This window comes from Phaeovulum vinaykumarii (genome assembly GCF_900156695.1).
Classification (GTDB): domain Bacteria; phylum Pseudomonadota; class Alphaproteobacteria; order Rhodobacterales; family Rhodobacteraceae; genus Bieblia_A; species Bieblia_A vinaykumarii.
The window spans coordinates 237,913-262,830 of record NZ_FTOM01000003.1; the positions used below are offsets into that span (position 1 = coordinate 237,913).

The 24,918-nt window shown below is 69.3% G+C and carries 18 protein-coding genes; 6 read left to right on the plus strand and 12 right to left on the minus strand.

All coding sequences use genetic code 11. The annotated features are described in order from the left end of the window. Window positions 1-71: 71 nt before the first annotated feature. A complete protein-coding gene (locus tag BW949_RS09165) occupies window positions 72-764 on the plus strand; it encodes a TetR family transcriptional regulator C-terminal domain-containing protein (RefSeq protein WP_083947681.1) in 693 nt (230 codons plus the stop codon). Between the two features lie 153 nt (window positions 765-917). Here BW949_RS09165 and preA read toward each other — a convergent pair whose 3' ends face one another. Both preA and BW949_RS09175 read right to left on the minus strand, forming a co-directional pair. Then, window positions 918-2,222 (minus strand): NAD-dependent dihydropyrimidine dehydrogenase subunit PreA, encoded by a 1,305-nt coding sequence (gene preA / locus BW949_RS09170; RefSeq protein ID WP_076365336.1) that lies wholly within the window; start codon window positions 2,220-2,222, stop codon window positions 918-920. A gap of 19 nt (window positions 2,223-2,241) precedes the next feature. After that, entirely contained in the window at window positions 2,242-3,564 is a 1,323-nt protein-coding gene (locus BW949_RS09175; protein WP_076365338.1) for an NAD(P)-dependent oxidoreductase, read from the minus strand. Window positions 3,565-3,858: 294 nt separating this feature from the next. Here BW949_RS09175 and accB point away from each other — a divergent pair, with 294 nt between their 5' ends. From accB to aat, 3 genes are all read left to right on the plus strand, one after another. Beyond that, a complete protein-coding gene (gene accB / locus BW949_RS09180) occupies window positions 3,859-4,353 on the plus strand; it encodes an acetyl-CoA carboxylase biotin carboxyl carrier protein (RefSeq protein ID WP_076365340.1) in 495 nt (164 codons plus the stop codon). An 8-nt stretch (window positions 4,354-4,361) separates the two neighbouring features. After that, on the plus strand, window positions 4,362-5,708 hold the full coding sequence (gene accC, locus BW949_RS09185) for an acetyl-CoA carboxylase biotin carboxylase subunit (protein WP_076365342.1): 1,347 nt from the start codon (window positions 4,362-4,364) through the stop codon (window positions 5,706-5,708). 96 nt (window positions 5,709-5,804) lie between these two features. Next, a complete protein-coding gene (gene aat / locus BW949_RS09190; RefSeq protein WP_076365344.1) occupies window positions 5,805-6,458 on the plus strand; it encodes a leucyl/phenylalanyl-tRNA--protein transferase in 654 nt (217 codons plus the stop codon). On the opposite strand, the gene BW949_RS09195 is transcribed toward aat, so the two are convergent. From BW949_RS09195 to BW949_RS09225, 7 genes are all read right to left on the minus strand, one after another. After that, complete coding sequence (locus tag BW949_RS09195) at window positions 6,422-6,913, minus strand: DUF2155 domain-containing protein (RefSeq protein ID WP_235816255.1); 492 nt, start codon at window positions 6,911-6,913, stop codon at window positions 6,422-6,424. The two genes, aat and BW949_RS09195, sit on opposite strands and share 37 nt — an antisense overlap. After that, window positions 6,910-7,413, minus strand: coding sequence for an outer membrane lipid asymmetry maintenance protein MlaD (gene mlaD, locus BW949_RS09200; protein ID WP_076365346.1), 504 nt, complete (start codon window positions 7,411-7,413; stop codon window positions 6,910-6,912). The genes BW949_RS09195 and mlaD overlap by 4 nt, the downstream gene beginning before the upstream one ends. Window positions 7,414-7,681: 268 nt before the next feature. Continuing rightward, complete coding sequence (locus BW949_RS09205) at window positions 7,682-8,056, minus strand: NADH:ubiquinone oxidoreductase subunit NDUFA12 (protein WP_076365348.1); 375 nt, start codon at window positions 8,054-8,056, stop codon at window positions 7,682-7,684. A 146-nt stretch (window positions 8,057-8,202) separates the two neighbouring features. Further along, window positions 8,203-8,634 carry a hypothetical protein gene (locus BW949_RS09210; protein WP_076365350.1) on the minus strand — a complete coding sequence of 144 codons (432 nt, stop codon included), beginning with the start codon at window positions 8,632-8,634 and terminating at the stop codon, window positions 8,203-8,205. Between the two features lie 173 nt (window positions 8,635-8,807). Next, on the minus strand, window positions 8,808-11,399 hold the full coding sequence (pepN, locus tag BW949_RS09215) for an aminopeptidase N (protein ID WP_076365352.1): 2,592 nt from the start codon (window positions 11,397-11,399) through the stop codon (window positions 8,808-8,810). Window positions 11,400-11,567: 168 nt separating this feature from the next. Continuing rightward, on the minus strand, window positions 11,568-13,700 hold the full coding sequence (locus BW949_RS09220; RefSeq protein ID WP_076365354.1) for a malate synthase G: 2,133 nt from the start codon (window positions 13,698-13,700) through the stop codon (window positions 11,568-11,570). Between the two features lie 454 nt (window positions 13,701-14,154). Then, entirely contained in the window at window positions 14,155-15,390 is a 1,236-nt protein-coding gene (locus tag BW949_RS09225) for an aminotransferase class V-fold PLP-dependent enzyme (protein WP_179747541.1), read from the minus strand. Between the two features lie 309 nt (window positions 15,391-15,699). Between BW949_RS09225 and BW949_RS09230 the strand changes: the two genes are divergently transcribed. Both BW949_RS09230 and BW949_RS09235 read left to right on the plus strand, forming a co-directional pair. Beyond that, on the plus strand, window positions 15,700-16,749 hold the full coding sequence (locus BW949_RS09230) for an ABC transporter substrate-binding protein (RefSeq protein WP_076365356.1): 1,050 nt from the start codon (window positions 15,700-15,702) through the stop codon (window positions 16,747-16,749). 366 nt (window positions 16,750-17,115) lie between these two features. Beyond that, the gene (locus BW949_RS09235) at window positions 17,116-19,515 is read left to right on the plus strand and encodes a putative bifunctional diguanylate cyclase/phosphodiesterase (RefSeq protein WP_159440059.1); all 2,400 of its coding nucleotides are present in this window, start codon (window positions 17,116-17,118) and stop codon (window positions 19,513-19,515) included. Window positions 19,516-19,602: 87 nt separating this feature from the next. On the opposite strand, the gene ntrX is transcribed toward BW949_RS09235, so the two are convergent. The 3 genes from ntrX to BW949_RS09250 form a co-directional block, all read right to left on the minus strand. Beyond that, on the minus strand, window positions 19,603-21,024 hold the full coding sequence (ntrX, locus tag BW949_RS09240; RefSeq protein WP_076365360.1) for a nitrogen assimilation response regulator NtrX: 1,422 nt from the start codon (window positions 21,022-21,024) through the stop codon (window positions 19,603-19,605). After that, window positions 21,021-23,372: a sensor histidine kinase NtrY-like gene (locus BW949_RS09245; protein WP_083947693.1), complete on the minus strand. Its 2,352-nt coding sequence runs from the start codon at window positions 23,370-23,372 to the stop codon at window positions 21,021-21,023. The genes ntrX and BW949_RS09245 overlap by 4 nt, the downstream gene beginning before the upstream one ends. 177 nt (window positions 23,373-23,549) lie before the next feature. After that, window positions 23,550-24,917, minus strand: a complete 1,368-nt coding sequence (locus BW949_RS09250) for a response regulator (RefSeq protein ID WP_076365364.1) — start codon at window positions 24,915-24,917, stop codon at window positions 23,550-23,552. Window position 24,918: the final 1 nt, after the last annotated feature.

A 24,918-nucleotide genomic window follows, 5' to 3' on the forward strand; every position in this document is an offset into this window, starting at 1 on the left:
GGGGGGCTCGACTATGCCCGAAGGAAACTCGACTATGCCCGAAGGAAAGACGCCGCGAAAGGGAGCCCGCGATGAGCCCGCCCGACGACGACCAGCCCCGTTCCGCCGCCGCCGAGCCGGCGCCCTCCGGCCCGCTTTCGGGTCAGATCTCGGGGCTGGCCGCCCAGCCGCGCACCCGCATCCAGGCGCGCAACCGCGCCACCATCCTCGAGGCGGCGCTCGATGTCTTTGCCGCCCATGGCTTCCGCGGCGCCACGCTCGATCAGATCGCCGAGGCCGCGCGGCTCTCGAAGCCCAACCTGCTGTATTACTTCGCCTCGAAGGAGGCGATCTATCTGGCGGTGCTGGACGATCTGCTGGCCACCTGGCTGGACCCGCTGCGCGCGCTGGACCCGCAGGGCGAGCCGGTGGCCGAGATCCTGGCCTACATGCACCGCAAATTGGACATGGCGCGCGATTTTCCCCGTGAAAGCCGGCTTTTCGCCAACGAGATCTTGCAAGGCGCGCCGCGCATCCTGCCCGTGCTCGAGGGCGATCTGAAGGCGCTGGTCGATGAAAAGGCGGCGGTGATCGCGGGCTGGATGGCCGCGGGGCGGCTGGCGCCGGGCGATCCGCATCACCTGATCTTCTCGATCTGGGCGCTGACCCAGCATTACGCCGATTTCGACGTGCAGGTGCGCGCAGTTCTGGGCCCGGCGCGCGACCCGCTGCCCGAGGCCGCCGGGCATCTGGACCGGCTGTTCACGCGGTTGCTGACCCCCTGAGCCGGGGCGCGCGACAAACGCTGCGGGGAAAGGGCCGCTTTGCCCCATTGCCCAAGACGCAGGCAGGATGCACAGGCGACAGGCAAAACCGCCGGCTGCGTCCCCAGGGCGCAGGCGCCCGCCGGGAACGGCGGGCGCGCGGTCTTTCGGGGGTCACTCGGCCGGTTCGGCGGCCATCGGGTTGTTGGGATGCGTGGTCCAGTTGCCATAGGGCCCGACCACCTTGCCGGTGCGCGGATCGACCGACCCTTCGGGCAGTTCCTTCATGGTGATGCAGCCCTCGACCGGGCAGACATCGACGCACAGGTTACAGGCCACGCAATCCTCGTCCTTGACGACGAAGGTGCGGTCGGGGCCGATGGCGATCGCCTGGTGCGAGGTGTCCTCGCAGGCGATATGGCAGCGCCCGCACTTGATGCAGCTGTCCTGGTCGATCACCGCCTTGGTGGTGTAGTTGAGGTTCAGATACTGCCAGTCGGTGACGTTGGGCACGGCGCGCCCGACGATCTGCGCCGGGCTCTCGAGGCCCTTGGCGTCAAGGTAATCCGACAGCCCCGAGATCATCTCCTCGACGATCTTGAAGCCATAGGTCATCACCGCCGTGCAGACCTGCACGTTCGAGGCCCCGAGCGCCATGAACTCGGCCGCGTCGCGCCAGGTCGACACCCCCCCGATCCCCGAGATCGGCAGGCCGCGCGTCTCGGGGTTGCGGGCGATCTCGGCCACCATGTTCAGCGCGATGGGCTTGACCGCGGGGCCGCAATAGCCGCCATGCGTGCCCTTGCCGTCGATGGTGGGTTCGGGCGCGAACAGGTCCAGATCGACCGAGGTGATCGAGTTGATGGTGTTGATCAGGCTGACGGCATCGGCGCCGCCGCGCCGGGCGGCCTCGGCCGGGCGGCGGATGTCGGTGATGTTGGGGGTCAGCTTCACGATGCAGGGCATGCGCGAATTCTGCTTCACCCAGCGGGTCACCATCTCGATGTATTCGGGCACCTGCCCCACCGCCGAGCCCATGCCGCGTTCGGCCATCCCGTGCGGGCAGCCGAAATTCAGCTCGACCCCGTCGGCGCCGGTCTCCTCGACCTGGCGCAGGATGAACTTCCAGCTGTCCTCGTCGCACGGCACCATCAGGCTGACCACCAGCGCGCGGTCGGGATAGTCGCGCTTGACCGCCTTGATCTCGCGCAGGTTCACGTCCAGCGGGCGGTCGGTGATGAGTTCGATGTTATTGAGCCCGATCAGCCGCCGGTCGGGGCCATAGATCGCGCCATAGCGCGGCCCCGAGACATTGACCACCGGCGCGCCGTCAAGGCCCAGCGTCTTCCAGACGACACCGCCCCAGCCGGCCTCGAAGGCGCGGCGGACGTTGTATTCCTTGTCAGTGGGCGGCGCCGAGGCCAGCCAGAACGGGTTGGGGGAGCGGATCCCCAGGAATTCGGATGCGAGATTGGCCATTGTGCTTGTCTCCCCTCGCTCAGCCCTGGAGGCTGGCGTGAATGTCGAGCGCGGCATCGCGCCCCTGTGCGACGGCGGTCACGGTCAGCTCCTCGCCGCCCTGCGCGCAATCGCCCCCCGCCCAGACGCCCGGCACCGAGGTCCGGCCCGCAGGCCCGATGGCGATGCGCCCGCGTTGGGTCTCGAAACCCTCGGGCGGCAGCAGCGTCTGGCCGATGGCGGTGAAGACCTGATCGGCCGTCAGGGTGAAGGTCTCGTCGGTCACCACCAGCCCGTCGGGACCGGCCTCGGTATAGGCGAACGCGACCGCAATGCCCGCGTCGGTGCGGGCAAGCGCCTTCGGGGCGGCGCATTCGACGATACGCACCCCGGCCGAGGTCGCGTGGTCCTGCTCATGCTCCGAGGCCGGCATCGCGTCGCGGTCGCGACGATAGACGATGGCCACATCCTCGGCGCCCAGAAGGCGGGCCTGCACGGCGGCGTCGATCGCGGTCATGCCGCCGCCGATCACCACCACGCGCCGGCCCACCGGAACCTCGGACAGATCGTCGGCCTGACGCAGGCGGGCAATGAAGTCGGTCGCGGGTTCGGCCAGATCGGCACCGGGGCAGTCCAGCGCATTGGTCCCGCCCAGACCCAGCCCCAGGAAGACCGCGTCGAACCCGTCGCGCAGATCGGCCAGGTTCAGATCGGCGCCCAGAACGCGCCCGTGCTCGATCGTGATGCCGCCGATCCCCATCAGCCAGTCGATCTCGCGCGCGGCGAAATCGTCCACCATCTTGTAGGCGGCCAGCCCGTATTCATTCAGACCGCCGGGACGCGGGCGGGCCTCGTGGATCGTGACCTCGTGGCCCAGCATGGCCAGACGATGCGCGCAGGCCAGACCCGCGGGCCCCGCCCCCACCACGGCGATGCGCCGCCCCGTTGCCGCGGCGCGGGTGAAGGGCTGGGGCGCGGCCATCGCGCGGTCGGTGGCAAACCGTTGCAGAAGGCCGATCTCGACCGGGGCCTCGCCGGCGGCAACGCGCACGCAATTGCCCTCGCACAGAACCTCGGTCGGGCAGACGCGGGCGCAGGTGCCGCCCAGGATATTGGCCGACAGGATGGTGCGCGCGGCGGCCTCGGGGGTGCCGGTGGCGATCTGGCGAATGAACAGCGGGATGTCGATGCCGGTGGGGCACGCCGCGGTGCAGGGCGCGTCATGGCAGAAATAGCACCGGTCCGCGGCCACACGGGCGCGATGCGGATCGAGCGGCGGTGCGCAATCGGCAAAGGCCGCGGCATAGTCGGCCGGATCGAGACGGCCGGGCACGACACCCGGACGACGCTGGCTTGAGGACATGGTGAAGGGCCTCCCTGCTGGCTCTGGTTTTGGGAAACGCTGGCACGGGGTCGATTTTTTATCAAACGGTAAAATACGCACAGGCGCGATAATGCCCCTCCGGCGCCGAATCCGCAGGCAGCAACGGCGCCGCGTGCCGCAAATTGCGTCACTTTGACCAGAGCAAAGCCCCGCCACCTTGGCAGACCCGCAGAAAACAGCGCCTTTTCCTGTCCGCTCGCCTCGCGTATAACGCAAGCCGATCCGTCCGGACCAAGGCACGTCCGGGCGCCCGAGACCCTTTCCGAGGACGGCATGACCAAACAACCCCACGAAAGCGACGTTGCCTTCATCCAGGCGCTGGCCGAGCTCCTGAACAAGAACGACCTGACCGAGCTGGAGGTCAAGCGCGACTACGGCGAGGATGACAGCCTCGAGGTGCGGGTCGTGCGCCAGACCGCAATGATGGCCGCCCCCGTGACCTATGCCGCGCCCGCAGCCCCCGTTCCGACCGCCGCCGCCCCCGCGGCCCCGGCCGCCGCGGCCGCCGCCCCTGCCGAAGACCCGGCCGCGCATCCCGGTGCCGTGCCCTCGCCCATGGTCGGCACCGCCTATCTGGCGCCCGAACCCGGCGCCGATCCCTTTGTCAGCGTGGGCGCGCAGGTGCGCGAGGGCCAGACCCTTCTCATCATCGAGGCCATGAAGACCATGAACCACATCCCGGCGCCCAAGTCGGGCACGGTGAAACGCATCCTGGTCGATGACGCCACGCCGGTGGAATACGGCACCCCCCTGATGATCATCGAGTGAGGTCGGGGATGTTCGACAAGATCCTGATCGCCAACCGCGGCGAGATCGCGCTGCGCGTCATCCGGGCCTGCCGCGAGATGGGGATCGCGTCGGTCGCCGTCCATTCGACTGCGGACGCCGACGCGATGCATGTCCGCATGGCCGATGAATCGGTCTGCATCGGGCCGAAATCCTCGACCGAAAGCTATCTGTCGATCCCCGCGATCGTCTCGGCCTGCGAGATCACCGGCGCCCAGGCGATCCATCCGGGCTATGGGTTCCTGTCGGAAAACGCCAATTTCGTGCAGGTGCTGGAAGATCACGGGCTGGCCTTCATCGGGCCGTCGTCCGAGCACATCCGCATCATGGGCGACAAGATCACCGCCAAGGACACGATGAAACGCCTGGGCGTGCCCTGCGTGCCCGGCTCGGATGGCGGGGTCGCCGATCTGGACAGCGCGCGCCGCGTGGCCGCCGAGATCGGCTATCCGGTCATCATCAAGGCCACCGCCGGCGGCGGCGGGCGCGGCATGAAGGTCGCCCAGAACGCCGAGGAACTGGAGGTCGCCTTCCGCACCGCGCGGTCCGAGGCCAAGGCCGCCTTCGGCAATGACGAGGTCTATCTCGAGAAATACCTCCAGCGCCCGCGCCACATCGAGATCCAGGTGTTCGGCGACGGCAAGGGCCGCGCGGTCCATCTGGGCGAGCGCGACTGCTCGCTCCAGCGCCGCCATCAGAAGGTGTTCGAGGAAGCCCCCGGCCCCTGCATCACGCCCGAGCTGCGCGAGCGGATCGGCAAGGTCTGCGCCGATGCCGTGGCCGCGATCAATTACATCGGCGCGGGCACGATCGAATTCCTCTATGAGGACGGCGAATTCTACTTCATCGAGATGAACACCCGCCTTCAGGTCGAACATCCGGTGACCGAGTCGATCTTCGGCGTCGATCTGGTGCGCGAACAGATCCGCGTCGCCGCCGGCCTGCCGATGGACTTCCGCCAGGAGGATCTGACGATCCGCGGCCATGCCATCGAGGTGCGCATCAACGCCGAGAAGCTGCCCAATTTCACCCCCTGCCCCGGCAAGATCACCCAATATCACGCGCCGGGCGGTCTGGGCGTGCGCATCGACAGCGCGCTTTACGACGGCTATGTGATCCCGCCCTATTACGACAGCCTGATCGGCAAGCTGATCGTCCATGGCCGCGACCGCAACGAAGCGCTGGCGCGGCTCTATCGGGCGCTGGGCGAATTGATCGTGGACGGGGTCGATACCACGGTGCCGCTGTTCAACGCGCTCCTGGCCGAGCCCGACATCCAGAACGGGGATTATTCGATCCACTGGCTGGAAAAGTGGCTGGCGCGCACCTTCGGCTAAGCCGCATGCGCGCCCCGGCCGGACGCGCCCCCGCCGCCGCAGCCGCTACCGCCGTGCTCTGGCAGGGGCCCGGCCGCGCGCGGGGGGGCTAGGCCGATGCGGGCGGCCGATCTGACCCCGGAAATGATGCTGGGCGCCTATGCGCGCGGCATCTTCCCCATGGCGCTGACGCGCGAGGACGATCAGCTGCACTGGTTCTCGCCCGAAGACCGCGGGATCATCCCGCTCGACGGGTTCCATGTCTCGCGCTCGCTTTCCCGCCAGATCCGCCGCGGGACATATAGCGCGCAGGTGAACGGCGCCTTTGCCGAAGTGGTGCGCGCCTGCGCCGACCGCGACGAAACCTGGATCTCGGACGGGCTCGAACGGCTCTATGCGCGGCTGCATGCGGCGGGCTTTGCCCATTCGGTCGAGATCCGCGATGCGCAGGGCGCGCTGGTCGGGGGCGTCTTCGGGCTGTCGCTGGGGGCGGCCTTCTTCGGCGAAAGCATGGTCTCGCGGCAGACGGGCGGGTCCAAGATGGCGCTGCTGGCGCTGGTCGAGCGGCTGCGCCGGCAGGGGTTCACGCTTCTGGACACGCAATACCTGACGCCGCATCTGGCCAGCCTGGGCGGTGTCGAGATCCCGCGCGCGGATTATCTGCGCCGGCTTGATCGCGCGCTCAACCGGGTGGCGCGGCTTTCGGGGCCGGTGCCGCCCCCGCCCGAGCCGCTTCAGTCAATCCTGCAACGGATGACCCAGACGTCATAGCGCGGATGATCCAGCGCCGAGAGCGCCGGGCTGTCGGACAGCATCCAGCCGCGGAACACCTCCTGATTGGCCCGCAAATCGAAGATCGACAGATGCGCCACCGCCTTGGCGCCGGGGTCGTCGGCGGGATAGCGGCATTCGAACAGCGTGATCTCAAGGCCGCCGTAGCTTTCGGTCTGGCCCACATCCATGCGCAGATCGGTGCTGGTGGCGGCGATCTTGTCGAGCCCGCGCAAGAGCGCGCCGGGCGCCTCGGCCATGGATTGCGGCGTGGTGGTCGAGGTCTCGTCCTCGAGCACGCCGCCGAGGAACCCGCCCATGTCTGCGCCCATACCGCTGCCCATGTCAGCGCCCATGTCACCGGACATCGGGTCGTCCTGCTGGGCCTGGGCCGCGCCGGCCGCCAGCACGGCCGAAAGACCAAGGGCCAGGCGGGCCGCGCGCAAGGGCTTCATTGCGCCCCCCCGAGCGGGTCGTCGCCCGTCGCGGGCGCGGCGGCGGGTGCGGGCGGCGCGCTGCCGCCATCGACGAATTTCATCATCAGCGACACCATCGAGACCGCGCCCTGCGTGTCCTCGATCTCGTCGCCGGGGGACAGGTTGTCGAAGCTGCCGCCGGGCTGGATCTCGACATAGGCGCCGCCCAGAAGGCCCTCGGACTGGATCAGGATGGCGCTGTCGGCGGGCAGCTGGACATCCTCGCGGATGGCCAGTTTCGCATCGGCGAAGAAGGTCTGGGGGTTCAGATCCAGATCGGTGATCGTGCCGACCTTGACGCCGGCAATGCGGATATCCGAGCCGATGGTGATCCCCTCGACCGACCGGAACGAGGCCCGCAGGTCATAGCTGCCCGCCTGCGGCCCGAACCCCTGCCCCTGCATCGCCCAGGCGCCAAAGCCGATGGCCACTGCCAGAACGGCCGCCCCGGTCGCAATCTCTGCCTTGTTCTCGCTCATCTCGTGTTTTCCGCGCCCCTGATTGGCCCCCGCCCGGATGCGGGGACGCCGTCCGCCGCGACGGGCAGATGCACGCCCCGCGGCGGTTTCGGTTCATGGTCAAGCATCCTGCGCCCGCGGGGTCAAGCCCCACCCCGGCCGCACACCAGCCACACAGCGGGCAAACACCGACACGCGCGCGGGAAGCCGCCCGCGCGCCCCGCCAGAGCCGCCGCGCGACACGGGATCACGCGCGGGCGATCATCCGGCTGCGGTCATGCGGCTGTTGTCACTCGGGCGACCAGGCTTCGTAATCGCGGCGCACCACCGGGTCGGGGCGGCGCAGCGAGCCCTTGGGCACATAGGCTTCGGGCGTGCCGGTCATGTTGGGGCGATGCGGCTTTTCCCAGGGCTTGTGGGCCAGCGGCTTGTCCAGCGGCGGCTCGTCCCAGGTGTGATGCAGCCAGCCATGCCACCCCGGCGCCACGCGGCTGGCCTGGCATTCGCCGTTGTAGATCACCCAGCGGCGCTTGCCGTCGCGGGTCTGGTAATAGGTGTTGCCTTCGGTGTCACTGCCCACCTTGACCCCATGGCGGCGGGTGTAAAGCTCGGTGTTCCAGGTCTGATCGTTCCACCAGGTGACCAGACGCAGCAGCAGACTCATGGCTCTCCCCTTCCATCGTGCTGGGAAAAGATATGGCGCAGTTCCGCGCCCAGGTCCAGTCGCGCGTAGCCTTCGGCATGCCATTGTGTGCAATTTGGCGCGCGCCCGCGCCCCGAACCGCCAGAGCGCCCCCAAAGGGCCGCAGGTCAGGGCGAAACCGGCACCCCGCGGGCGCGAAACTCGCGCGCCAGACGGTCGGGCCGCGGCAGCGCGCCGGGCGGCAGTTCCAGCACCGTGCCGTCGGACAATTCCAGCCGCCAGACCGTGCCCGGCCAGCGCCGCACCCGCGTCGCGCGGCGAATGCGCGCCAACGGAATGCGCTGAAGGTCGGGGCCGCTGAAGACCTCGAACCAGCCGTCGCGGATGCGCAGCCCCGCGGCCGGGTTGAGCGCCAGGATCGCCAGCGCAAAGAGCGCCAGCCCCAACGCCATGACCGCCTGAAGCGTCCCCTCGAGCGACCCGCCCACGCCCGCCGGCGCGCGCGTCACCAGATGGCAGATGGCCAGCCCCAGCCCGAAGGCCAGATAGGTGCCGGGGTGCCGCCCCTGATTGCGATATTCGTAGACGTCAAAGCGCATGGGACCACTTCGTGCCACCACCCGCATGAAATCAAGGTTAATGACGCGGGGAAAACCGCCGCGCGGCGCCGGGCGCGAAACAACGCCCGACCAGACGCGCGACTGTCTCCGGGGCGCGGGAAATCGCCCCCCGCGCCCCCCGTTGCCCCGCCGAAGAGAGGGGCCGCGCGGGCTCAGCCGCCGGCGGCCAGAAGACGCGCGACCATCTCGCCGGTGTCGCGGCTCAGCCCCTCGGTGGCGGCGATGCGCTGCAACTCGGCCCGCGCCAGCGCCTGGCGTCCCGCATCATAGCGCGGCCAGGTCTCGAAGGCGGTGGACATGCGCGCGGTGATCTGCGGGTTCATCGCATCCATGCGGATCAGCCAGTCGGCATAGAAGCGATAGCCCGCCCCCGAGGCATGGTGGAAGCCCGCGTGATTGGCCGACAGCCCCCCCATCAGCGACCGGAAGCGGTTGGGGTTCTTCCAGTCGAATTCCGGCAGCGCGGCCAGATGCGCGGCCTCCTGCGCGGCGCGGTCGGGCGCGGCATGGAGCATCTGCACCAGGAACCACTTGTCCATCACCAGCCGCTCGCCCGCCCAGCGGTCGCGGAACTCGGCCAGGGCACCGGCGGCCTTGTTGGTCTCGATCAGGCAGGCCAGCGCCGAAAGGCTTTCGGTCATGTTGCCGGCCTCGGCAAAGAGCGCCTGCGCCCGCGCGCCATTGTCGAGCCGGTTGAGAAGGCCAAGGCAGGCCAGCCGCAGCGCCCGCCGCCCGGCGGGGCCGGCATCGGGCGAATAGGGCCCGTCGTCCTTCATGCGGATGTAAAGCGCGGCCAGAGCCTCTTCATGGGCCTGGGCGATGGCACGGGCCAGCCGCGCGCGGGCGGCGTGGATCTCGGCCGGATCGGGGGTATGCCCGGCCCCATGCAGCGCCGCGGCGATCTCGTCCTCGCCGGGCAGACGCAGACACAGCGCGGCAAAGGCCGGGTCGGTCTCGGCGTCGCGCAGCAGGGGACCATAGGCCGCGATCAGTTCCGGGTCGGGGGCGGTGGCCGCCCCGCGCGCCAGCGCCATCAGCGCCGTGCGCGCCAGGTTCCGCCCCGCCTCCCAACGGTTGAACGGGTCGGTGTCATGAGCAAAGAGGAAGGCGCGCGCGGCCTGCGTGGTCTCGCGCTCGAGGATAACCGGCGCCGAGAAACCGCGCAGGATCGAGGGCACGGGCCGCGCCGACAGCCCCTCGAAGACCGCGCTCTGGCGGGGCTCGGTGATCTCGATCAGGGTCGAGGGCTGCACCTCGTCGCCGTTCGGCCCCAGAAGGCCCAGCTCGACCGGGATCACCCGCGCGCCCTTGACCGGCTGGCCGGGCGTCGCGGCCGTCTCCTGCGTGAACTCCAGCGTGAAGCGGCCCGCCTCCGCGTCCCAATCCTCGGTCACGTGCAGCCGCGGGGTACCGGCTTCGGTATACCAGCGCTTGAACTGGGTCAGGTCGCGGTCGCAGGCATCCTCGAAGACCTTGAGCCAATCCTCGATCGTGGCGGCCTGGCCGTCGTGGCGGTCAAAATAGAGATCGAGCGCGCGGCGATAGCCCTCGGGGCCGACCAGGCGGCGCAACATGCCGATGACCTCGGCGCCCTTCTCGTAGACGGTCGCGGTGTAGAAGTTGTTGATCTCGACATAGCTTTCGGGCCGCACCGGATGGGCCAGGGGGCCCGCATCCTCGCGGAACTGGCGCGCGCGCAGGGCCAGCACGTCCTCGATCCGGCGCACCGCGGCCGAGCGTTCGTCGGCCGAGAATTGCTGGTCGCGGAAGACGGTCAGCCCCTCCTTGAGGCAGAGCTGGAACCAGTCGCGGCAGGTGATGCGGTTGCCGGTCCAGTTGTGGAAATATTCATGCGCGATCACGCTTTCGATGCGCTCATAATCGGTGTCGGTGGCGGTTTCGGGGCTGGCCAGCACCAGCTTGGCGTTGAAGATGTTGAGGCCCTTGTTCTCCATCGCGCCCATGTTGAAATCGTCCACCGCGACGATGTTGAACACGTCCAGGTCATATTCGCGGCCATAGGTGCTTTCGTCCCAGGCCATCGAGCGCTTGAGCGCGTCCATCGCATAGGCGCAGCGGTCCTCGTCGCCGGGGCGGACCCAGATCGCCAGATCGACCGTGCGCCCCGAGGCGGTGATGAAGTCGTCGCGCAGCGCCACCAGATTGCCGGCCACCAGCGCAAACAGATAGGCAGGCTTGGGCCAGGGATCGCGCCATTCGGCCCAGCCGGCGCCCTGCGCCACCGGGTTGCCGTTCGACAAAAGCACCGGCATGTCGCTTTCGATGCGCACGTCGAACCGCGCCATCACGTCGGGGCGGTCGGGGTAATAGGTGATGTGGCGGAAGCCCTCGGCCTCGCATTGGGTGCAGAACATCCCCCCCGAGAGATAGAGCCCCTCAAGCGCGGTATTGGCCTCGGGGTCGATCTCGACCTCGGTCTCCAGCGTGAAGGGCCCGGCGGGCAGAGCCGCCGCGGGCAGGGTCAGCTGCCGGTCGGTCAGGGTCAGGGTGGCGGGATCGAGCGCGGTCCCGTCAAGCGCGATCGAGATCAGGCGCAGGTCCTCGCCGTCCAGCACCAGATCGGCGGGGCCGTCCTTGGGCGCCAGCGACAGCTTGGCGCACACGCGCGTGCCCTTCGGCGCAAGGCGGAAGGTCAGCGACACGTGATCGAGCGTGAACGGATAGGGGCGGTAATCGGCCAGAAGCGTCGGCTGAGGCACGTCGGAATGGGGGGCGTCGGACATGACGGGCTCCGATATGTGGGTTTGACCCGAACCTAGTCACCGCCCCCGCCCCCCGCAAGCGGCTGCGGCATCCCCGCCGGTGCGGGACCGGGGGGCCTGGCGGGGATCGGCCGCCCGCGCGGGCCCCTGCACCCTCTGCCTGTCGCCCCTTGCCCCGGCGTCCCCGGCTCAGCCCGCCTCGGCCTTCACCGCGGCGCGGTGGGCGTGCAGAAGCGGTTCGGTATAGCCCGAGGGCTGGGCACGGCCCATGAACACCAGCGCCTCGGCCGCGGCAAAGGCATGCCCGTCGAAACGCGGCCCCATCGGGCGATAGGCCGGATCATTGGCGTTCTGGCGGTCGACCACGGCGGCCATGCGGCGCAGCGCGGCGCGCAGATCCTCGGGCGCGATCAGCCCGTGATGCAGCCAGTTGGCCAGCATCTGCGCCGAGATCCGACAGGTCGCGCGGTCCTCCATCAGGCCGATGTCGTCGAGATCGGGCACCTTGGAACAGCCGATCCCCTGATCGACCCAGCGCACGACATAGCCCAGGATGCCTTGCGCATTGGTCTCCAGCTCGCGGGTGATCTCTGCGGGGCTGTATTGGTCCTTCGCGGCCAGCGGCAGGGTCAGAAGATCCCCCAGCCGGCGCGGGCGCGCCTGGGCGGCGATCTCGCGCTGGCGGGCGGCCACGTCGATGCGGTGGTAATGCGTGGCATGCAGCACCGCCGCCGTCGGGCTGGGCACCCAGGCACAGGAGGCGCCGGCGCGCGGATGGGCGATCTTCTCGGCCAGCATCGCGGCCATGCGGTCGGGGGCGGCCCACATGCCCTTGCCGATCTGCGCCCGCCCCGGCAGCCCGCAGGCCAGCCCGATATCGACGTTGCGATCCTCGTAGGCGGACAGCCAGGGCTGGCCCTTCATGTCGCCCTTGCGCAGCATCGGCCCGGCCTCCATCGAGGCGTTGATCTCGTCGCCGGTGCGGTCAAGGAAACCGGTGTTGATGAAGGCGATGCGCCCCGCCGCGGCGCGGATGCATTCGGCCAGGTTGACCGAGGTGCGCCGTTCCTCGTCCATCAGCCCCATCTTGACGGTGCCATGGGGCAGGCCCAGCGCCGCCTCGACCGCGGTGAAGGCGGCATCGGCAAAGGCCACCTCGTCGGGGCCATGCATCTTGGGCTTGACGATATAGACCGAGCCGGTGACGGAATTGGCGCCCGGCCCGCGCAGATCATGAAGCGCCGCGGTCACGGTCATCATCGCATCGACCAGGCCCTCGAAGGCCTCGCGCCCCTCGCGGTCAAGGATCGCGGGCGTGGTCATCAGATGGCCGACATTGCGCACCCACATCAGCGCCCGCCCCTTCAGGACCAGCGGCCGGCCGTCGGGGGCGGTGAATTCCAGATCGGCGGCCAGGCGGCGGGTGATCGGGCGGCCGTTCTTGACGACCTCCTCGGTCAGATCGCCCTTCATCAGCCCCAGCCAGTTGCCCCAGACCTCGATCTTGTCGGGTGCATCGACCGCGGCCACGCTGTCCTCGCCGTCCATGATCGCCGAGAGCGCGGCCTCAAGGACGATATCGGCCACGCCCGCCTTGTCCGAGGCCCCGATCGGATGGGTCCGGTCGATGCGCAGGATCACATGCAGCCCGTGGTGGCGCAGAAGGATCGCCGAAGGCGCAGCCGGGTCGCCCTGAAAGCCCGCCAGCGCCGAGGGATCGGCCAGCGCCGGCACCAAAGCGCCGGCCGCGACGGCATAGCCCGTCACCTCGCGGTGCGACCCCGCCGCCAGCGGCAGCACCGCATCCAGAAAGTCCCGCCCCCAGGCCACGACCTGCGCCCCGCGCGCCGGATCAAAGCCCCCCGAACGCGGCGGCGTGCCCAGCGCATCGGTGCCATAGAGCGCATCATAAAGGCTGCCCCAGCGCGCATTGGCGGCGTTGAGCGCATAGCGGGCGTTCTTGACCGGCACGACCAGTTGCGGCCCGGCCAGCTGTCCGATCTCGGGGTCGGTCGGCCCGGTCGACAGGGTGAAGGGCGCGCCTTCGGGCACCAGATAGCCGATCTCCTGAAGAAAGCCGCGATAGGCGTCCGGATCGGGCGTGCCGGGGTTGGTCTTGTGCCAATGGTCGATCTGGCGGGCCAGGCGCGCGCGGGTGTCAAGCAGCGCGCGATTGGCGTCGCCGAAGCCGTGGATCAGGCCCGAAAGCCCCTCCCAGAAGGTGGCCTCGGCCACGCCGGTGCCGGGCAAGAGGCGTTCCTCGACGAAAGCGGCCAGCCGTGCATCCACCCCCAGACCTTCGCGCTCGACCCGTTCGTCCATCTGCCGCTCCCTGCTGGCGTGCCCGTTCCCGTTCGAGAGCGGTTCTAGCCCGCCCCCCGCAGGCTGACCAGCCCAAAGGGCCGCACGCGGGCGGGGCTGCGGAAGGGGAAGGCATAAAATAAATGCGCCGCGGGAGGGAGGCCCGCGGCGCCTTATATGGTCAGACGAGGGAGAGCGCCTGGCCGAGAAGGGTTCCTTGCGGCGGGAGAGCCGCGTGTCAGGGAGAACCGGAACCCCTTGAAGCCCGGAATACGCCTGCCCATCCCCGCCAACTTTGACTCAGGTCAAGTTTGCGTGAGCCCGCCCTGCGACAAAAGCGCAAGACTCGCGCGCCGGGCCGAAACCCCTTGTTTCATGGGCTTTGCGGGCCCGGCCCGGGGCGGGCGCCGAACCGCGGCAGCCCGTCGCAGGCGCCCCCATTCTCCCGCGCCACTTGACCGCGCCCCACCGGCGGTCAAAGCCTGCGCGTCGCCTCGAGCGCGGCGATCAGCGCGTCGATCTCGGCGGGGCTGGTGTAATGCAGGAACGACAGCCGCAGCACGCCGCGCGCCGGGTCGATCCCCATCGCCTCGAGCGGGCGGCGGGCGTAGAAGTCGCTGGCCGCACAGGCGATCCCGCGCGCCGCCAGCGCCGCGGCCAGCGCCTGCGGATCGGCCTGCGGCACCAGCGCAAGCGTCGGCGCCCGGCCTTCGGGACGCGCGGGGCCCAGCAGCCGCAGATCGGGCCGGCCCGCAAGATAATCGAGCAGCGGCGCCATCAGCGTGCGCTCCTGCGCCTGCATCAGCCCGGCCACCGCGGCCGCGCGCCGGCGCGGGTCGGGCTCGGGCGCGAAATGGTGGGCATGAAGCGCATCGATATAGTCCGCGATCCCCGCCGCCGCGGCGACCTGCGCATGATCGGGCCCCGCCGGCGTGAACCGCTTGTAGAGCGGGCGGTCGTTGAACCAATGCGCCTGGTTGGGCAGCTTGGCGCCCAGCTCGCGCCGGATCACCATCACCCCCTGATGCGGCCCCCAGGTCTTGTAGGCCGAGAACAGATAGACATCGGCCCCCAGCGCCCCCACATCGGGCAGCCCGTGGGGGGCATGGCTCACCCCGTCGACACAGGCAAAGGCGCCGGCCTCATGCGCCATCGCCACGATCTGCGCCACCGGGTTGACCTCGCCCACCACGTTCGAGCACTGCGGGAAGCAGACCAGCCGCACCCGCCCATCCGCCAGAAGCGGCGCCAGATCGGCCGGGTCCAGGTGGCCGGTGGCGGGGTCGACGCTCCATTCGCGCAGGTCGATCCCCTCGTATTCCATCCGCCGCCAGGGGCCGGAATTGGCCTCGTGGTCCTGATCGCTCACCACGACCGCAGCGCCCGGTTCAAGCCCGCGCAGGAAAGCCTGGGCGAGCACATAGGTATTGGCCGTGCTCGAGGGGCCGAAGGACAGCTCGTCGGTTTCCACCCCCAGCATGGCGGCCAGCCGCGCGCGGGCCTCGTCCATCTCGGCGCCGCCTGCCTGCGAAGGCGCGGCCGGACCATAGGGCTGGATCTTGCGCGCGGTGTAAAAGCGGGTCAGCCGGTCGATCACCTGCGCGCAGACATGCGACCCGCCGGCGTTCTCGAAATGCGCAAGCCCCGCCCAGGCCGGGTCGGAAAACGCCGGAAACTGGGCGCGCACGAACGCCAGATCGAAGGGCCGCAGCATTGCCGCACCGTCCGAAGGCCGGGCCCCGGTGTTCATCGTCGTGTCTGCCTGCATGCCCTGCCCCTTCCTGCGTCTCTCTCCCGTGGCCGCCCCTGGCCGCCCCTGGCCGCCATCAGGCCCGCGGCGGCGGCCGGGGTCAAGAGCCGCCGCGCCAGAGGGCCCCGCAGCCGCCCGCCCCGCCACCACCTCTGCACGGACCGAGCTGCGGAACCGCAGTGTTTACCCTCTTGTGAGGTTGCAGGACACTCGCTAGCGTCCTTGTCGCATTCGCCTGCGACACGCCACCATCACCCGAGAGGACACGCCATGACCACCCGCCACCTTCTGTTGGCTTCGGCCGCTCTCCTGACGCTGGGGCTGCCCGCCCGCGCCGCCGACCCCGACCTTCTGGTCTTCGACTGGGCCGGCTTCGAGGTGCCCGGCCTCTTTGCCGCCTACACCGAGAAATACGGCGACAGCCCGACCTATTCCTTCTACGGCGACGACGACGAGGCCTTCCAGAAGCTGGCCTCGGGCTTCAAGGCCGATGTGGCCCATCCCTGTTCGCAGATGGTGTCAAAATACCGCGACGCCGGGCTGATCGAGCCCTGGGACGAAAGCCGCCTGGTCGGCGCCGACAAGATCCAGCCGCGCTTCCTGAATTCGCCCATCTTCAAGGACGATCAGGGCCTGTGGTATCTGCCCTTCGACTGGGGCGTCACCGCGATCGCCTATAACACCGAAGAGGTGCCGGCCGAGGATGTCGCCTCGCTTCAGGTCTTCATCGATCCCAAGTATCAGGGTCGCACCTCGCTGCCCGACAGCGCCGATGATGTCTGGGCGCTGGCCTATCTGGCGACCGGCACGACCGATTGGACGCAGGTGACCGATGCGCAATTCGACGCCGCTGCCGCCTGGCTGCGCGAGGCGAATCAGAACGTCGCCGCCTATTGGAGCGACCCCTCCGAGATGACGCAGCTGATGACCTCGGGGCCGGTTCTGGTGGCCTGGTCGTGGAACGACGGGGTGACGCTGCTTCAGGAGGAGGGCTTCCCGGTGGGCTTCCAGCGCGAGGCCAAGGAGGGCTCGTCGTCGTTCTTCTGCGGCTTCGTCAACCTCAAGGACGGGCCCGGTTCGGAAGACAAGCTTTATGATTTCGTCAATTCCTATCTGCGCCCCGAGGCCGGCCCCGCGCTGATCGACGCCATCGGCTATGGCCATACCTCGACCGCGGCCATGGCGATGCTGAGCCAGGACGATCTGGTCAAGGCCGGCCTGACCGAGATTTCGGCCCCGGTCCTGTCGCAGACGCCGAACGATCCGGCCCAGCGCGAACGCCAGCTGGCCGAATTCGAGAAGATCAAGGCGGGGTTCTGAGCCGGAAGGCGTCCGGATCGGGCCCCCGGTCCGATCCGGCACGCGCCTGGGTCCGCCCTTGCGCGGCCGAGGCGGGGGAGCCCCCGGTGTCCGTTCCCGGTGTCCCGTTCCTGGGCCCCGCCCGCGGCGACCCGGTCGGGCTGCCCGTTCTGCCCGTGAATGATCCCGCGCCCCCGCTCCAACCGGGGGCGCGGCCGTCTTTCGCCCCCCTTCTTCCGCCCGCATTCACGCCGCCCGCCTGGCCGTCGAATTGTCGCTCCCCCCCCCAGGGAAGCCGAAAGGTGAACTGTTGCCAGCCGCCGGCATCTGATAAGGTAAGCAGGGGTGGGTAAAGGTGGTGGCGTGCGCATTCTTGAATACCTTTTCTTGTCCCTGGGACGATTGTCCGACCGGATCACCCTGAAGCTGGCCGCACGGTCGGGATCGGGAAGTGCCCAGATCGAAAGCCGCCTGCCCTATATCCGCAATGCCCAGATCCGTTCGGTGATGGGGCTGTCGCGCGTGATGATGGCGGCCAACATGGTCAATGTGGGCGCCTTCGTGCTGGCCCATGACATGGGGCGGATGCTGACCCCGGTCGAAACCGGCTGGTGCCTGGCGGTGCTGGGCTTTGCCGGCATCGGCCTTCTGCGCGCGCGTCATTTTGCCGGGCGCGAAGGGCGGCGGCGGTCACGGGCGCGCGCGACGGGCAAGCTGGTCGTGTCTTCGGCGGTGCTGGCGCTTCTGTGGTGCTTTCCGATGTTCGTCACCCCAGAACACGCCACACCGCTGATGATCACCTTCATCTCGACGCTCGAGGCCGGGATGATCGCCGGCGGCGCGATCGCGCTCTATCCGGTGCCGCTGGCGGCCCTGGTGCATGTGGGCATCCTGGCCGCGGCGGCCGTGCCCGCCGCGATCGCCTCCATGGGCTTCGAGGCGGTGCCCTTCCTGATCCTGATCCCGATGTTCGTGGTCGTCGTGCTGCGCTCGATCAGCCGGCATGCGGGGCTGTTCCTGACCGAGCTTCTGGGCCGGATGGAGGCCGAGACCCAGCGCGACACGATCCAGCTGTTGATCGGCGATTATCAGAGCACCGGCGCGCATTGCCTGTGGCAGACCGATGCCGATCTGCGCTTCGTCACCCCGCCCGAGGGGGTCTCGAAACTGCTGGGGCGCGCCGGGCACGACGCCCCCGAAACCCTGCCCAAGCGGCTGAGCCTGCCCGACCTTCTGGCCACGGCGGGCTGTCATGGCTACCGCAGCGAGGACCGCGCCACGCTGGACACGCTGGCGCGCGCGCAACCGGGCGAGGTTGACCATTTCCGCGCCGCGATCGAATGCAGCATCGATCCCGCCGCCCCCGGCGGGCGCCGCATTCTGGAGATCGCGGGCCGGCGCAGCGCCCTGCCCGATCGCGCGACGGTGGTGTTCAACGGCTTCTTGCGCGACATGACCGAGGAATTCCTGGCCAAGGAACGCGCGCTGCTGCTGGCCACCCGCGACCCGCTGACGGGGCTGGTCAATCATGCCGTCTTCTCCGAGATCGCCGCACGCACCATTCCGATGGAATGCAGCCTTGGCCGACATGTCGCGCTGTTCTTTCTCGATGCCGACAACCTCAAGATGGTCAATGACAATTTCGGCCATGCGGCGGGTGATCTGCTGATCCGCACCATTGCCGAACGGCTGAATGCGGCGATCTCGCCGGGGGCGCTGATCTCGCGCAAGGGGGGCGACGAATTCCTGATCCTGGATTTCGTGGATACCGCCGAACAGGGCCGCGCGATGGCCGCCGATCTGATGGCGGCGCTCAACCGCCCGTTCGAGCACGACGGACGCCAGATCGCGCTGTCGTGCTCGATGGGGGCGGCGCTGTGCTGCGACCCCGAATGCGCGCTCGACACGCTGGAACGCGAAGCCGACCGGGCGCTCTATTTCGGCAAGTCGCGCGGCAAGCGCGTGCTCCAGATCTATGACGCGACCGTGGGCGAGGCGGTGCGGATCGACCGCATCCTGACGCATGACATCGGCCGCGCGCTCAAGTCGCGCGACTTCAACGTGCATTTCCAGCCGATCCTGAACGTGCCCGACCGCCGCATCCAGGGGGCCGAAGCGCTGCTGCGCTGGACCCATCCCGATTTCGGCGCCATGGACCCGATGACGGTGGTGGCCATCGCCACCCGCGAGGGGCATTGCGGGGCGCTGTCGGAATTCATGCTCGAGGCGGCCTGCCGCGAGGCGCTGAGCTGGCCGCCGGATCTGTTCGTGTCGGTCAACATCCCGCCCTCGGATCTCGACCGGCCCGATTTCGCCGAACGGGTGCGGGGGCTTCTGGAGGGGCTGGGCTTTGACCCGCGGCGGCTGTGGATCGAGATCACCGAGGAGCGCCTGGCCTCGGCCACCGACACGGTCGAGCGCAACCTCGAGGGGCTGCGCGCCTTGGGCGTGCGCATCGCGGTCGACGATTTCGGCGCGGGATATTCGTCGCTGGGTGCGCTTGACCGCTATAGCTGCGACATCATCAAGCTCGACCGTTCGATCGTGCGCGATTGCGACCGCCGCCCCAACAGCCGCGTGCTGATCCGCACCGTGCGCGACCTGGCCTGGATCAACGGCTTTGCCGTGGTGGCCGAAGGGGTCGAGACCGAGGCCGAACTGGAAGGCGTGATCGAGGGCGGCTTCGATTACGTGCAGGGTTTCCTGTTCCACCGCCCCGTCAGCGCGGCCGAATTCCGCAGCCTGATCGGCGATGCCCCGCCGCCCCAGACCCGCCGCCGCGCCTGACCCACCACGCCTGACCCGGCCCGCCTGATCCGACGTCCAGCGGACCCGGCACCCGGCGGCCCGGAACGACCGCCGGAAAAAGGGGGATCAGGCCGAAACGATGTCCTCGGCGTCGCCCTCGGCCCCCTCGTCGCCCGCAGCGCCCCGGCTCTTGGCGGCGCCGACAACGCCCAGCGACTTGAGCTTGCGGTGCAGCGCCGAACGCTCCATGCCGACGAAATTCGCCGTCCGCGAGATATTGCCGCCGAAACGGTTGATCTGGGTGACCAGATATTCGCGTTCGAACAATTCGCGCGCCTCGCGCAGGGGCAGCGCCGCCAGCGCCCCCGACAGGACCAGCCGGCCTTCCTCGGGGCGGGCCTCGGTGCCCTCGATCTCGCGCGGTTCGATCGGGCCGGTTCCGTCGCCCAGGATCAGCACGCGCTCGACCACGTTGCGCAACTGGCGGATGTTGCCCGGCCAGTCGAGCGTCTGGAGAAGCGCGGCCGCCTCGTCGGTCAGCTCGCGCAGGGGCAGGCCCTGGCTGCGGTTGAAGGCGGCAATGAAATGGCGCGCCAGTTCGGGGATGTCCTCGCGCCGCTCCGAGAGCGCGGGCACCGCCACCGGCACGACGTTCAGCCGGTCGAACAATTCCTGCCGGAAGGCGCCCGAGGCGATCTGTGCGGTCAGATCGCGCGTGGTCGACGAGATCACCCGCAGATCGACGCGCACCTTGTCGGTGGCGCCCACGCGGGTGAATTGCTGTTCGGTCAGCACGCGCAGGATCTTGGACTGGGTGCCCAGCGGCATGTCCGCGACCTCGTCGAAATAGATCACCCCGCCGTGGGCCTGTTCCAGAAGCCCCTTCTCGACCCCGCGTTCGGGGGTTTCGCGGCCGAAGAGAACCTCCTCCATCCGCTCGGGCTCGATCGAGGCCGAGGTGACGGTGACGAAGGGCGCCGAGGCGCGGTTGGAATTGGCGTGGATATAGCGCGCGGCCAGCTCCTTGCCGGCGCCGGGCTCGCCCGTCAGCATGACGCGGCCGTTCGACTTGGCCACGCGGTCAAGCTGGTCGCGCAGCCGCCGCAGCGCCGCCGAAGCGCCGACCATCTCGCCCAGGCCGCCCTCGCGGCGCTTGAGGCTGGCGTTCTCGCGGCGCAGGCGCGCGGTCTCCATGGCGCGGGCGATCACCACCAGAAGCTGGTCGATATTGAAGGGCTTTTCGATGAAATCATAGGCGCCCTGCCGGATCGCGGCCACGGCGATCTCGATATTGCCATGCCCCGAGATGATGATGACCGGCACGTCGGGATTGTCGCGCTTGACCTGCTTGAGGATGTCGATCCCGTCCATGCGGCTGTCCTTGAGCCAGATGTCGAGGATCATCAGCGCGGGTTCGGCGGCGTTGATCTCGTCGATGCATTCATCGGCATTGGCGGCAAGGCGCGTGGAATAGCCCTCGTCGCGCAGGATGTCCGCCACCAGTTCGCGGATATCGCGTTCGTCATCAACGATCAGGATGTCACTCATGTCGCCTCCGCCGGGGGATCGGATGCCCCACTCGTCTGGGTCTGCGCCGAGGGGGCGGCATCCGCCCCCCGATGGCTGTTGGAATTGCCCGAAGGGGCCGCGGGATCGCGCAGCCCGCGCCCCCGCCGCGCCACCGCCCGCGGCAGCCGGATCTCGGCCAGCGCGCCCTGATGCGCACCGGGCGCAAAGGCGGGCGCATCGCCAAGCGTCAGCGCGCCGCCGTGTTCCTCGATGATCTTGCGCACGATCGACAGGCCAAGCCCGGTGCCCTTGGCGCGCGTGGTCACATAAGGCTCGAAGAGCCGCGCACGGTCGGGCGGCAGGCCAATGCCATTGTCGGCAATCAGGATGCGCACGCCTTCGGGGGCGGTCTCGAAGCCCAGCCGCACCTCCGGGTGCCAGCCCGCAGGTTCGCCTTTTTCGCGCAGGCTTTCAATAGCTTCGCCCGCGTTCTTGAGAAGATTGGTGACCGCCTGCCCGATCATGGTCGCGTCGATCTCCAGCAGCTCGGGCGCCTCAGGCAGATCGACCACCAGCCGCGCGCCATGCAGCGCCTCTTCCTGAAGAAGCGTGGCGTCGCGCAGCAATTTCACGATGTCATGTTCGCGCCGGTCAGGTTCGGGCATGCGGGCAAAGCGCGAGAATTCGTCCACGATGCGGCGCAGATCGCCGGTCTGGCGGATGATGACATCGGTCAGCTGGGTCAGCGCCTCGGCCTCGTCGGGGGGCAGGTTGCGCGCGGCCTTGCGGCGGATGCGCTCGGCCGAAAGCTGGATCGGCGTCAGCGGGTTCTTGATCTCGTGGGCGATGCGGCGCGCCACGTCGCCCCAGGCGGCCATCCGCTGGGCGCTGACCAGCTCGGTCACATCGTCGAAGGCCAGAACATAGCCCTCAAGCCCGCCCGCGGCCCCGCGCCGTTCGGCCAGCCGCACCAGAAGCCGCTCGAGCCGGCCCGCCCGCGCGATCTGCATCTCGTCCTGGACCGCGCCCGTCCCCATCGGCCCCGAGGCCCGTAGCCGCGCCAGCAGCGGCTCGAACTCGGGCACGGCCTCGGGCAGCGGCTTGCCGATGCCGGCGCCCGCGCTCATGTCCAGCAGGCGCTGACCGGCGGGGTTCAGGAAATCGACCCGCCCGTCGGGGTCGAGCCCGATCACCCCCGAGGTGACCGAGCCCAGCACGGAATCGAACAGCCGGCCGCGTTCCTCGATCTCGCGGGTGTTCTCGATCAGCGCCAGCCGCTGGCGCTTGAGCTGGCGCGTCATGCGGTTGAAGGCGCGGCTCATCACCGCGACCTCGTCCTCGCCGGGGGCTTCGGGCATGCGGTGGTCCAGATCGCCCGCGCCCACCGCCTCGGCCGCCTGCGCCAGCCGCCCGATCGGGCGCGACAGCCCTTCGGCCAGCCACAGCCCCAGCCAGACCGCCGCCATCACCAGGATCAGCGCAAAGCCCATGTAGACCAGCCCGAATTCGAACAGGACGCGGCCGCGCGTGGCCTCGAGCTGTTGATAGAGACCCACGGTCTGGCGGGTGTCATCAAGAAGGCTGAGCAGATCGCCATCGACCGCGCGCGAGACATAGAGATAGCGGTCGGCAAAGGCATCAAGCCGGATCAGCGCGCGGAATTCGTTGTTGTCCCAATCCTCGATCAGCACCGTCTCGCCGGTGTCGGCGCGGGCCATGTCGGCGGCGGGGGGCTGTTCGTAATCAAAGAGATAGCTGCGTTCGCCGCGCGCGCGGATGTCGCCTGCGGCATCGACCACATAGGCCTCGCGCAGGCCGCGCTGGATCGCCGCCTGCCCCTGGGTCAGCAATTCGCGCAAGTCCCCGTCCGACAGGAAGGCCGCGGCCTGCCGGCGCAGGTTGAGAAAGCCCGCAAGCGCCTCGGCATCCTGGGTCAGGTCGCGGCGGTGTTCCTCCTGATAGGCTTCGGCCGCGGCCAGCGAGGCGCCGACCACCTGGCGCACGCGTTCGGAAAACCAGCCCTCGAGGCCGGCATTGAGCGTGAGCCCGGCAAAGACGGCGACCAGGATCGTGGGGCCCAGCGCGACGCCCGCGAAGATGCCCGTCAGCCGCAGGTGGAGCTGTGCGCCGGCCGAGCGCGCGCGGCGCGCGGCCACCATGCGCATCAGCTGGATGCCGACCAGCGAGGCCAGGATCAGGAAATAGGCGGCATCGGCCAGGAAGACGAGGCGCAGCGCGGTCGAATCCGCGCCCTGGCCGAAGGGGCCCAACACCAGAAAGGTGACGATGGCCAGCACCGGCCCCAGACCCACCAGGCCCAGGGCCGCCAGGCGCCGCGCCCGCAGCCAGCGCCCGCGCTCACGCGGCCGGGCGTCTTCGTCGCCCATGCCCGCCGGGATCGTGCCCCGGCCCGCGGGTTGTGCGTTCTGCACGCTCAACGGATGCTCCCTGCCCGGTCGGGCGCGGCACGCCCCGCCGCCCGTCCCGCGACGGTTCGGCAGGCCTGTGCGCCCCGGCCAAGACCCGGAACCGCGACAGAAAAGCAACGCCCCTCTGTGGCCGTTTTACATCAGCTTGCGGCGGCGTGTCACCTGAATATCCAGATCGGTGATCTTTTTTCGCAAGGTATTGCGGTTGATCCCGAGAAGATCCGCACATCTGGCCTGATTGCCGCCGGTCGCATCCAGCGCGATCTCGATCAGCGGCGCCTCGACCTCGCGCAGGATCCGATCATAGAGACCGGGCGCGGGCAGCGCCGATCCATGCAGGTCGAAATAGCGCCGCAGGTGCCGCGCGACCGAGGCCGACAGCTTCTCGGCCTCGCCGCCGCCGCGGGTGGGCTCGGTCACGGGCTGGTTGCCCAGGACCTGCTCGACCTCGGCGCGGGTGATCTCTTCCTCGGGGGCGGTGAAGACCAGCCGGCGGATGGCGTTTTCCAGCTGGCGCACGTTGCCGGGCCAGGAATAGGCGCGCACCAGGGACGCGGCCTCGTTCGACAGGCGCCGATAGCCCGCACCCTCGCGCTCGGCGCGGGCCAGGAAGTGATCGGCCAGAAGCGGGATGTCCTCGACCCGCTCGCGCAGCGACGGGACCGCGATCTGCACGCCGGCGATGCGGTAATAGAGATCCTGGCGGAACTTGCCGGCCTCCATCTGCGCCATCAGATCGACCTGGCTTGTGGCCATGATCCGCGGCGCGGGATCGGGCAGCGCGTCGAGCATGCGCACCAGCCGCGCCTGCGAATCGTCGTCGAAATCGCCCACCTCGTCCAGGACCAGGCTGCCGCCGCGCACCTTCGAGATCAGCGCCGAGGGGCCGTCGGCGCCCGCCAGGTCGGCCGCCTGCGCCACCACGAAAGGCAGCGTGCGCCGGTCCGAGAAATCGTGGATCGCCCGCGCGATCAGGGACTTGCCGGTCCCGGATTCGCCCGAGACCAGCACCGGCAGATCGGCGTTCATCACCCGCGCCACCAGCCGGTAGAGCGCCTGCATCGACGGCGTGCGCCCCACCAGCGGCAGATCGCCCGCATCCTCGCGCGGTTCGGGCGCGCGCACCGGCGCGGCACGGCGCTTGCGTTCGAGCGCGCGCGCGGCGCGTTTCATCAGGTCGGGCAGATCGAAGGGCTTGGGCAGGTAATCATAGGCCTCGGCCTCGGCGGCCTGGATCGCGGTCATGATCGTGTTCTGCGCCGAGATGACGATGACCGGCAGGCCGGGGCGTTCCTTGCCGATCCGCGGCAGCGCCTCGAGGCCATTGCCATCGGGCATCATCACGTCCGAGATCACGAGGTCGCCCTTGCCCTCCTCGACCCAGCGCATCAGCGTCATCAGCGACGAGGTCGCATGCACCTTGCAGCCCGCCCGCGTCAGGGCCTGGGTCAGCACGGTGCGGATCGTGCGGTCGTCATCAGCAACAAGAACGGTGCCGTCCATC

Bases quoted from the DNA above. Each gene is read 5' to 3' on its own strand.
- BW949_RS09165 (WP_083947681.1), top strand. From the start codon at position 72: ATGAGCCCGCCCGACGACGACCAGCCCCGTTCCGCCGCCGCCGAGCCG.
- preA (WP_076365336.1), bottom strand. From the start codon at position 2,222: ATGGCCAATCTCGCATCCGAATTCCTGGGGATCCGCTCCCCCAACCCG.
- BW949_RS09175 (WP_076365338.1), bottom strand. From the start codon at position 3,564: ATGTCCTCAAGCCAGCGTCGTCCGGGTGTCGTGCCCGGCCGTCTCGAT.
- accB (WP_076365340.1), top strand. From the start codon at position 3,859: ATGACCAAACAACCCCACGAAAGCGACGTTGCCTTCATCCAGGCGCTG.
- accC (WP_076365342.1), top strand. From the start codon at position 4,362: ATGTTCGACAAGATCCTGATCGCCAACCGCGGCGAGATCGCGCTGCGC.
- aat (WP_076365344.1), top strand. From the start codon at position 5,805: ATGCGGGCGGCCGATCTGACCCCGGAAATGATGCTGGGCGCCTATGCG.
- BW949_RS09195 (WP_235816255.1), bottom strand. From the start codon at position 6,913: ATGAAGCCCTTGCGCGCGGCCCGCCTGGCCCTTGGTCTTTCGGCCGTG.
- mlaD (WP_076365346.1), bottom strand. From the start codon at position 7,413: ATGAGCGAGAACAAGGCAGAGATTGCGACCGGGGCGGCCGTTCTGGCA.
- BW949_RS09205 (WP_076365348.1), bottom strand. From the start codon at position 8,056: ATGAGTCTGCTGCTGCGTCTGGTCACCTGGTGGAACGATCAGACCTGG.
- BW949_RS09210 (WP_076365350.1), bottom strand. From the start codon at position 8,634: ATGCGCTTTGACGTCTACGAATATCGCAATCAGGGGCGGCACCCCGGC.
- pepN (WP_076365352.1), bottom strand. From the start codon at position 11,399: ATGTCCGACGCCCCCCATTCCGACGTGCCTCAGCCGACGCTTCTGGCC.
- BW949_RS09220 (WP_076365354.1), bottom strand. From the start codon at position 13,700: ATGGACGAACGGGTCGAGCGCGAAGGTCTGGGGGTGGATGCACGGCTG.
- BW949_RS09230 (WP_076365356.1), top strand. From the start codon at position 15,700: ATGACCACCCGCCACCTTCTGTTGGCTTCGGCCGCTCTCCTGACGCTG.
- ntrX (WP_076365360.1), bottom strand. From the start codon at position 21,024: ATGAGTGACATCCTGATCGTTGATGACGAACGCGATATCCGCGAACTG.
- BW949_RS09245 (WP_083947693.1), bottom strand. From the start codon at position 23,372: ATGGGCGACGAAGACGCCCGGCCGCGTGAGCGCGGGCGCTGGCTGCGG.
- BW949_RS09250 (WP_076365364.1), bottom strand. From the start codon at position 24,917: ATGGACGGCACCGTTCTTGTTGCTGATGACGACCGCACGATCCGCACC.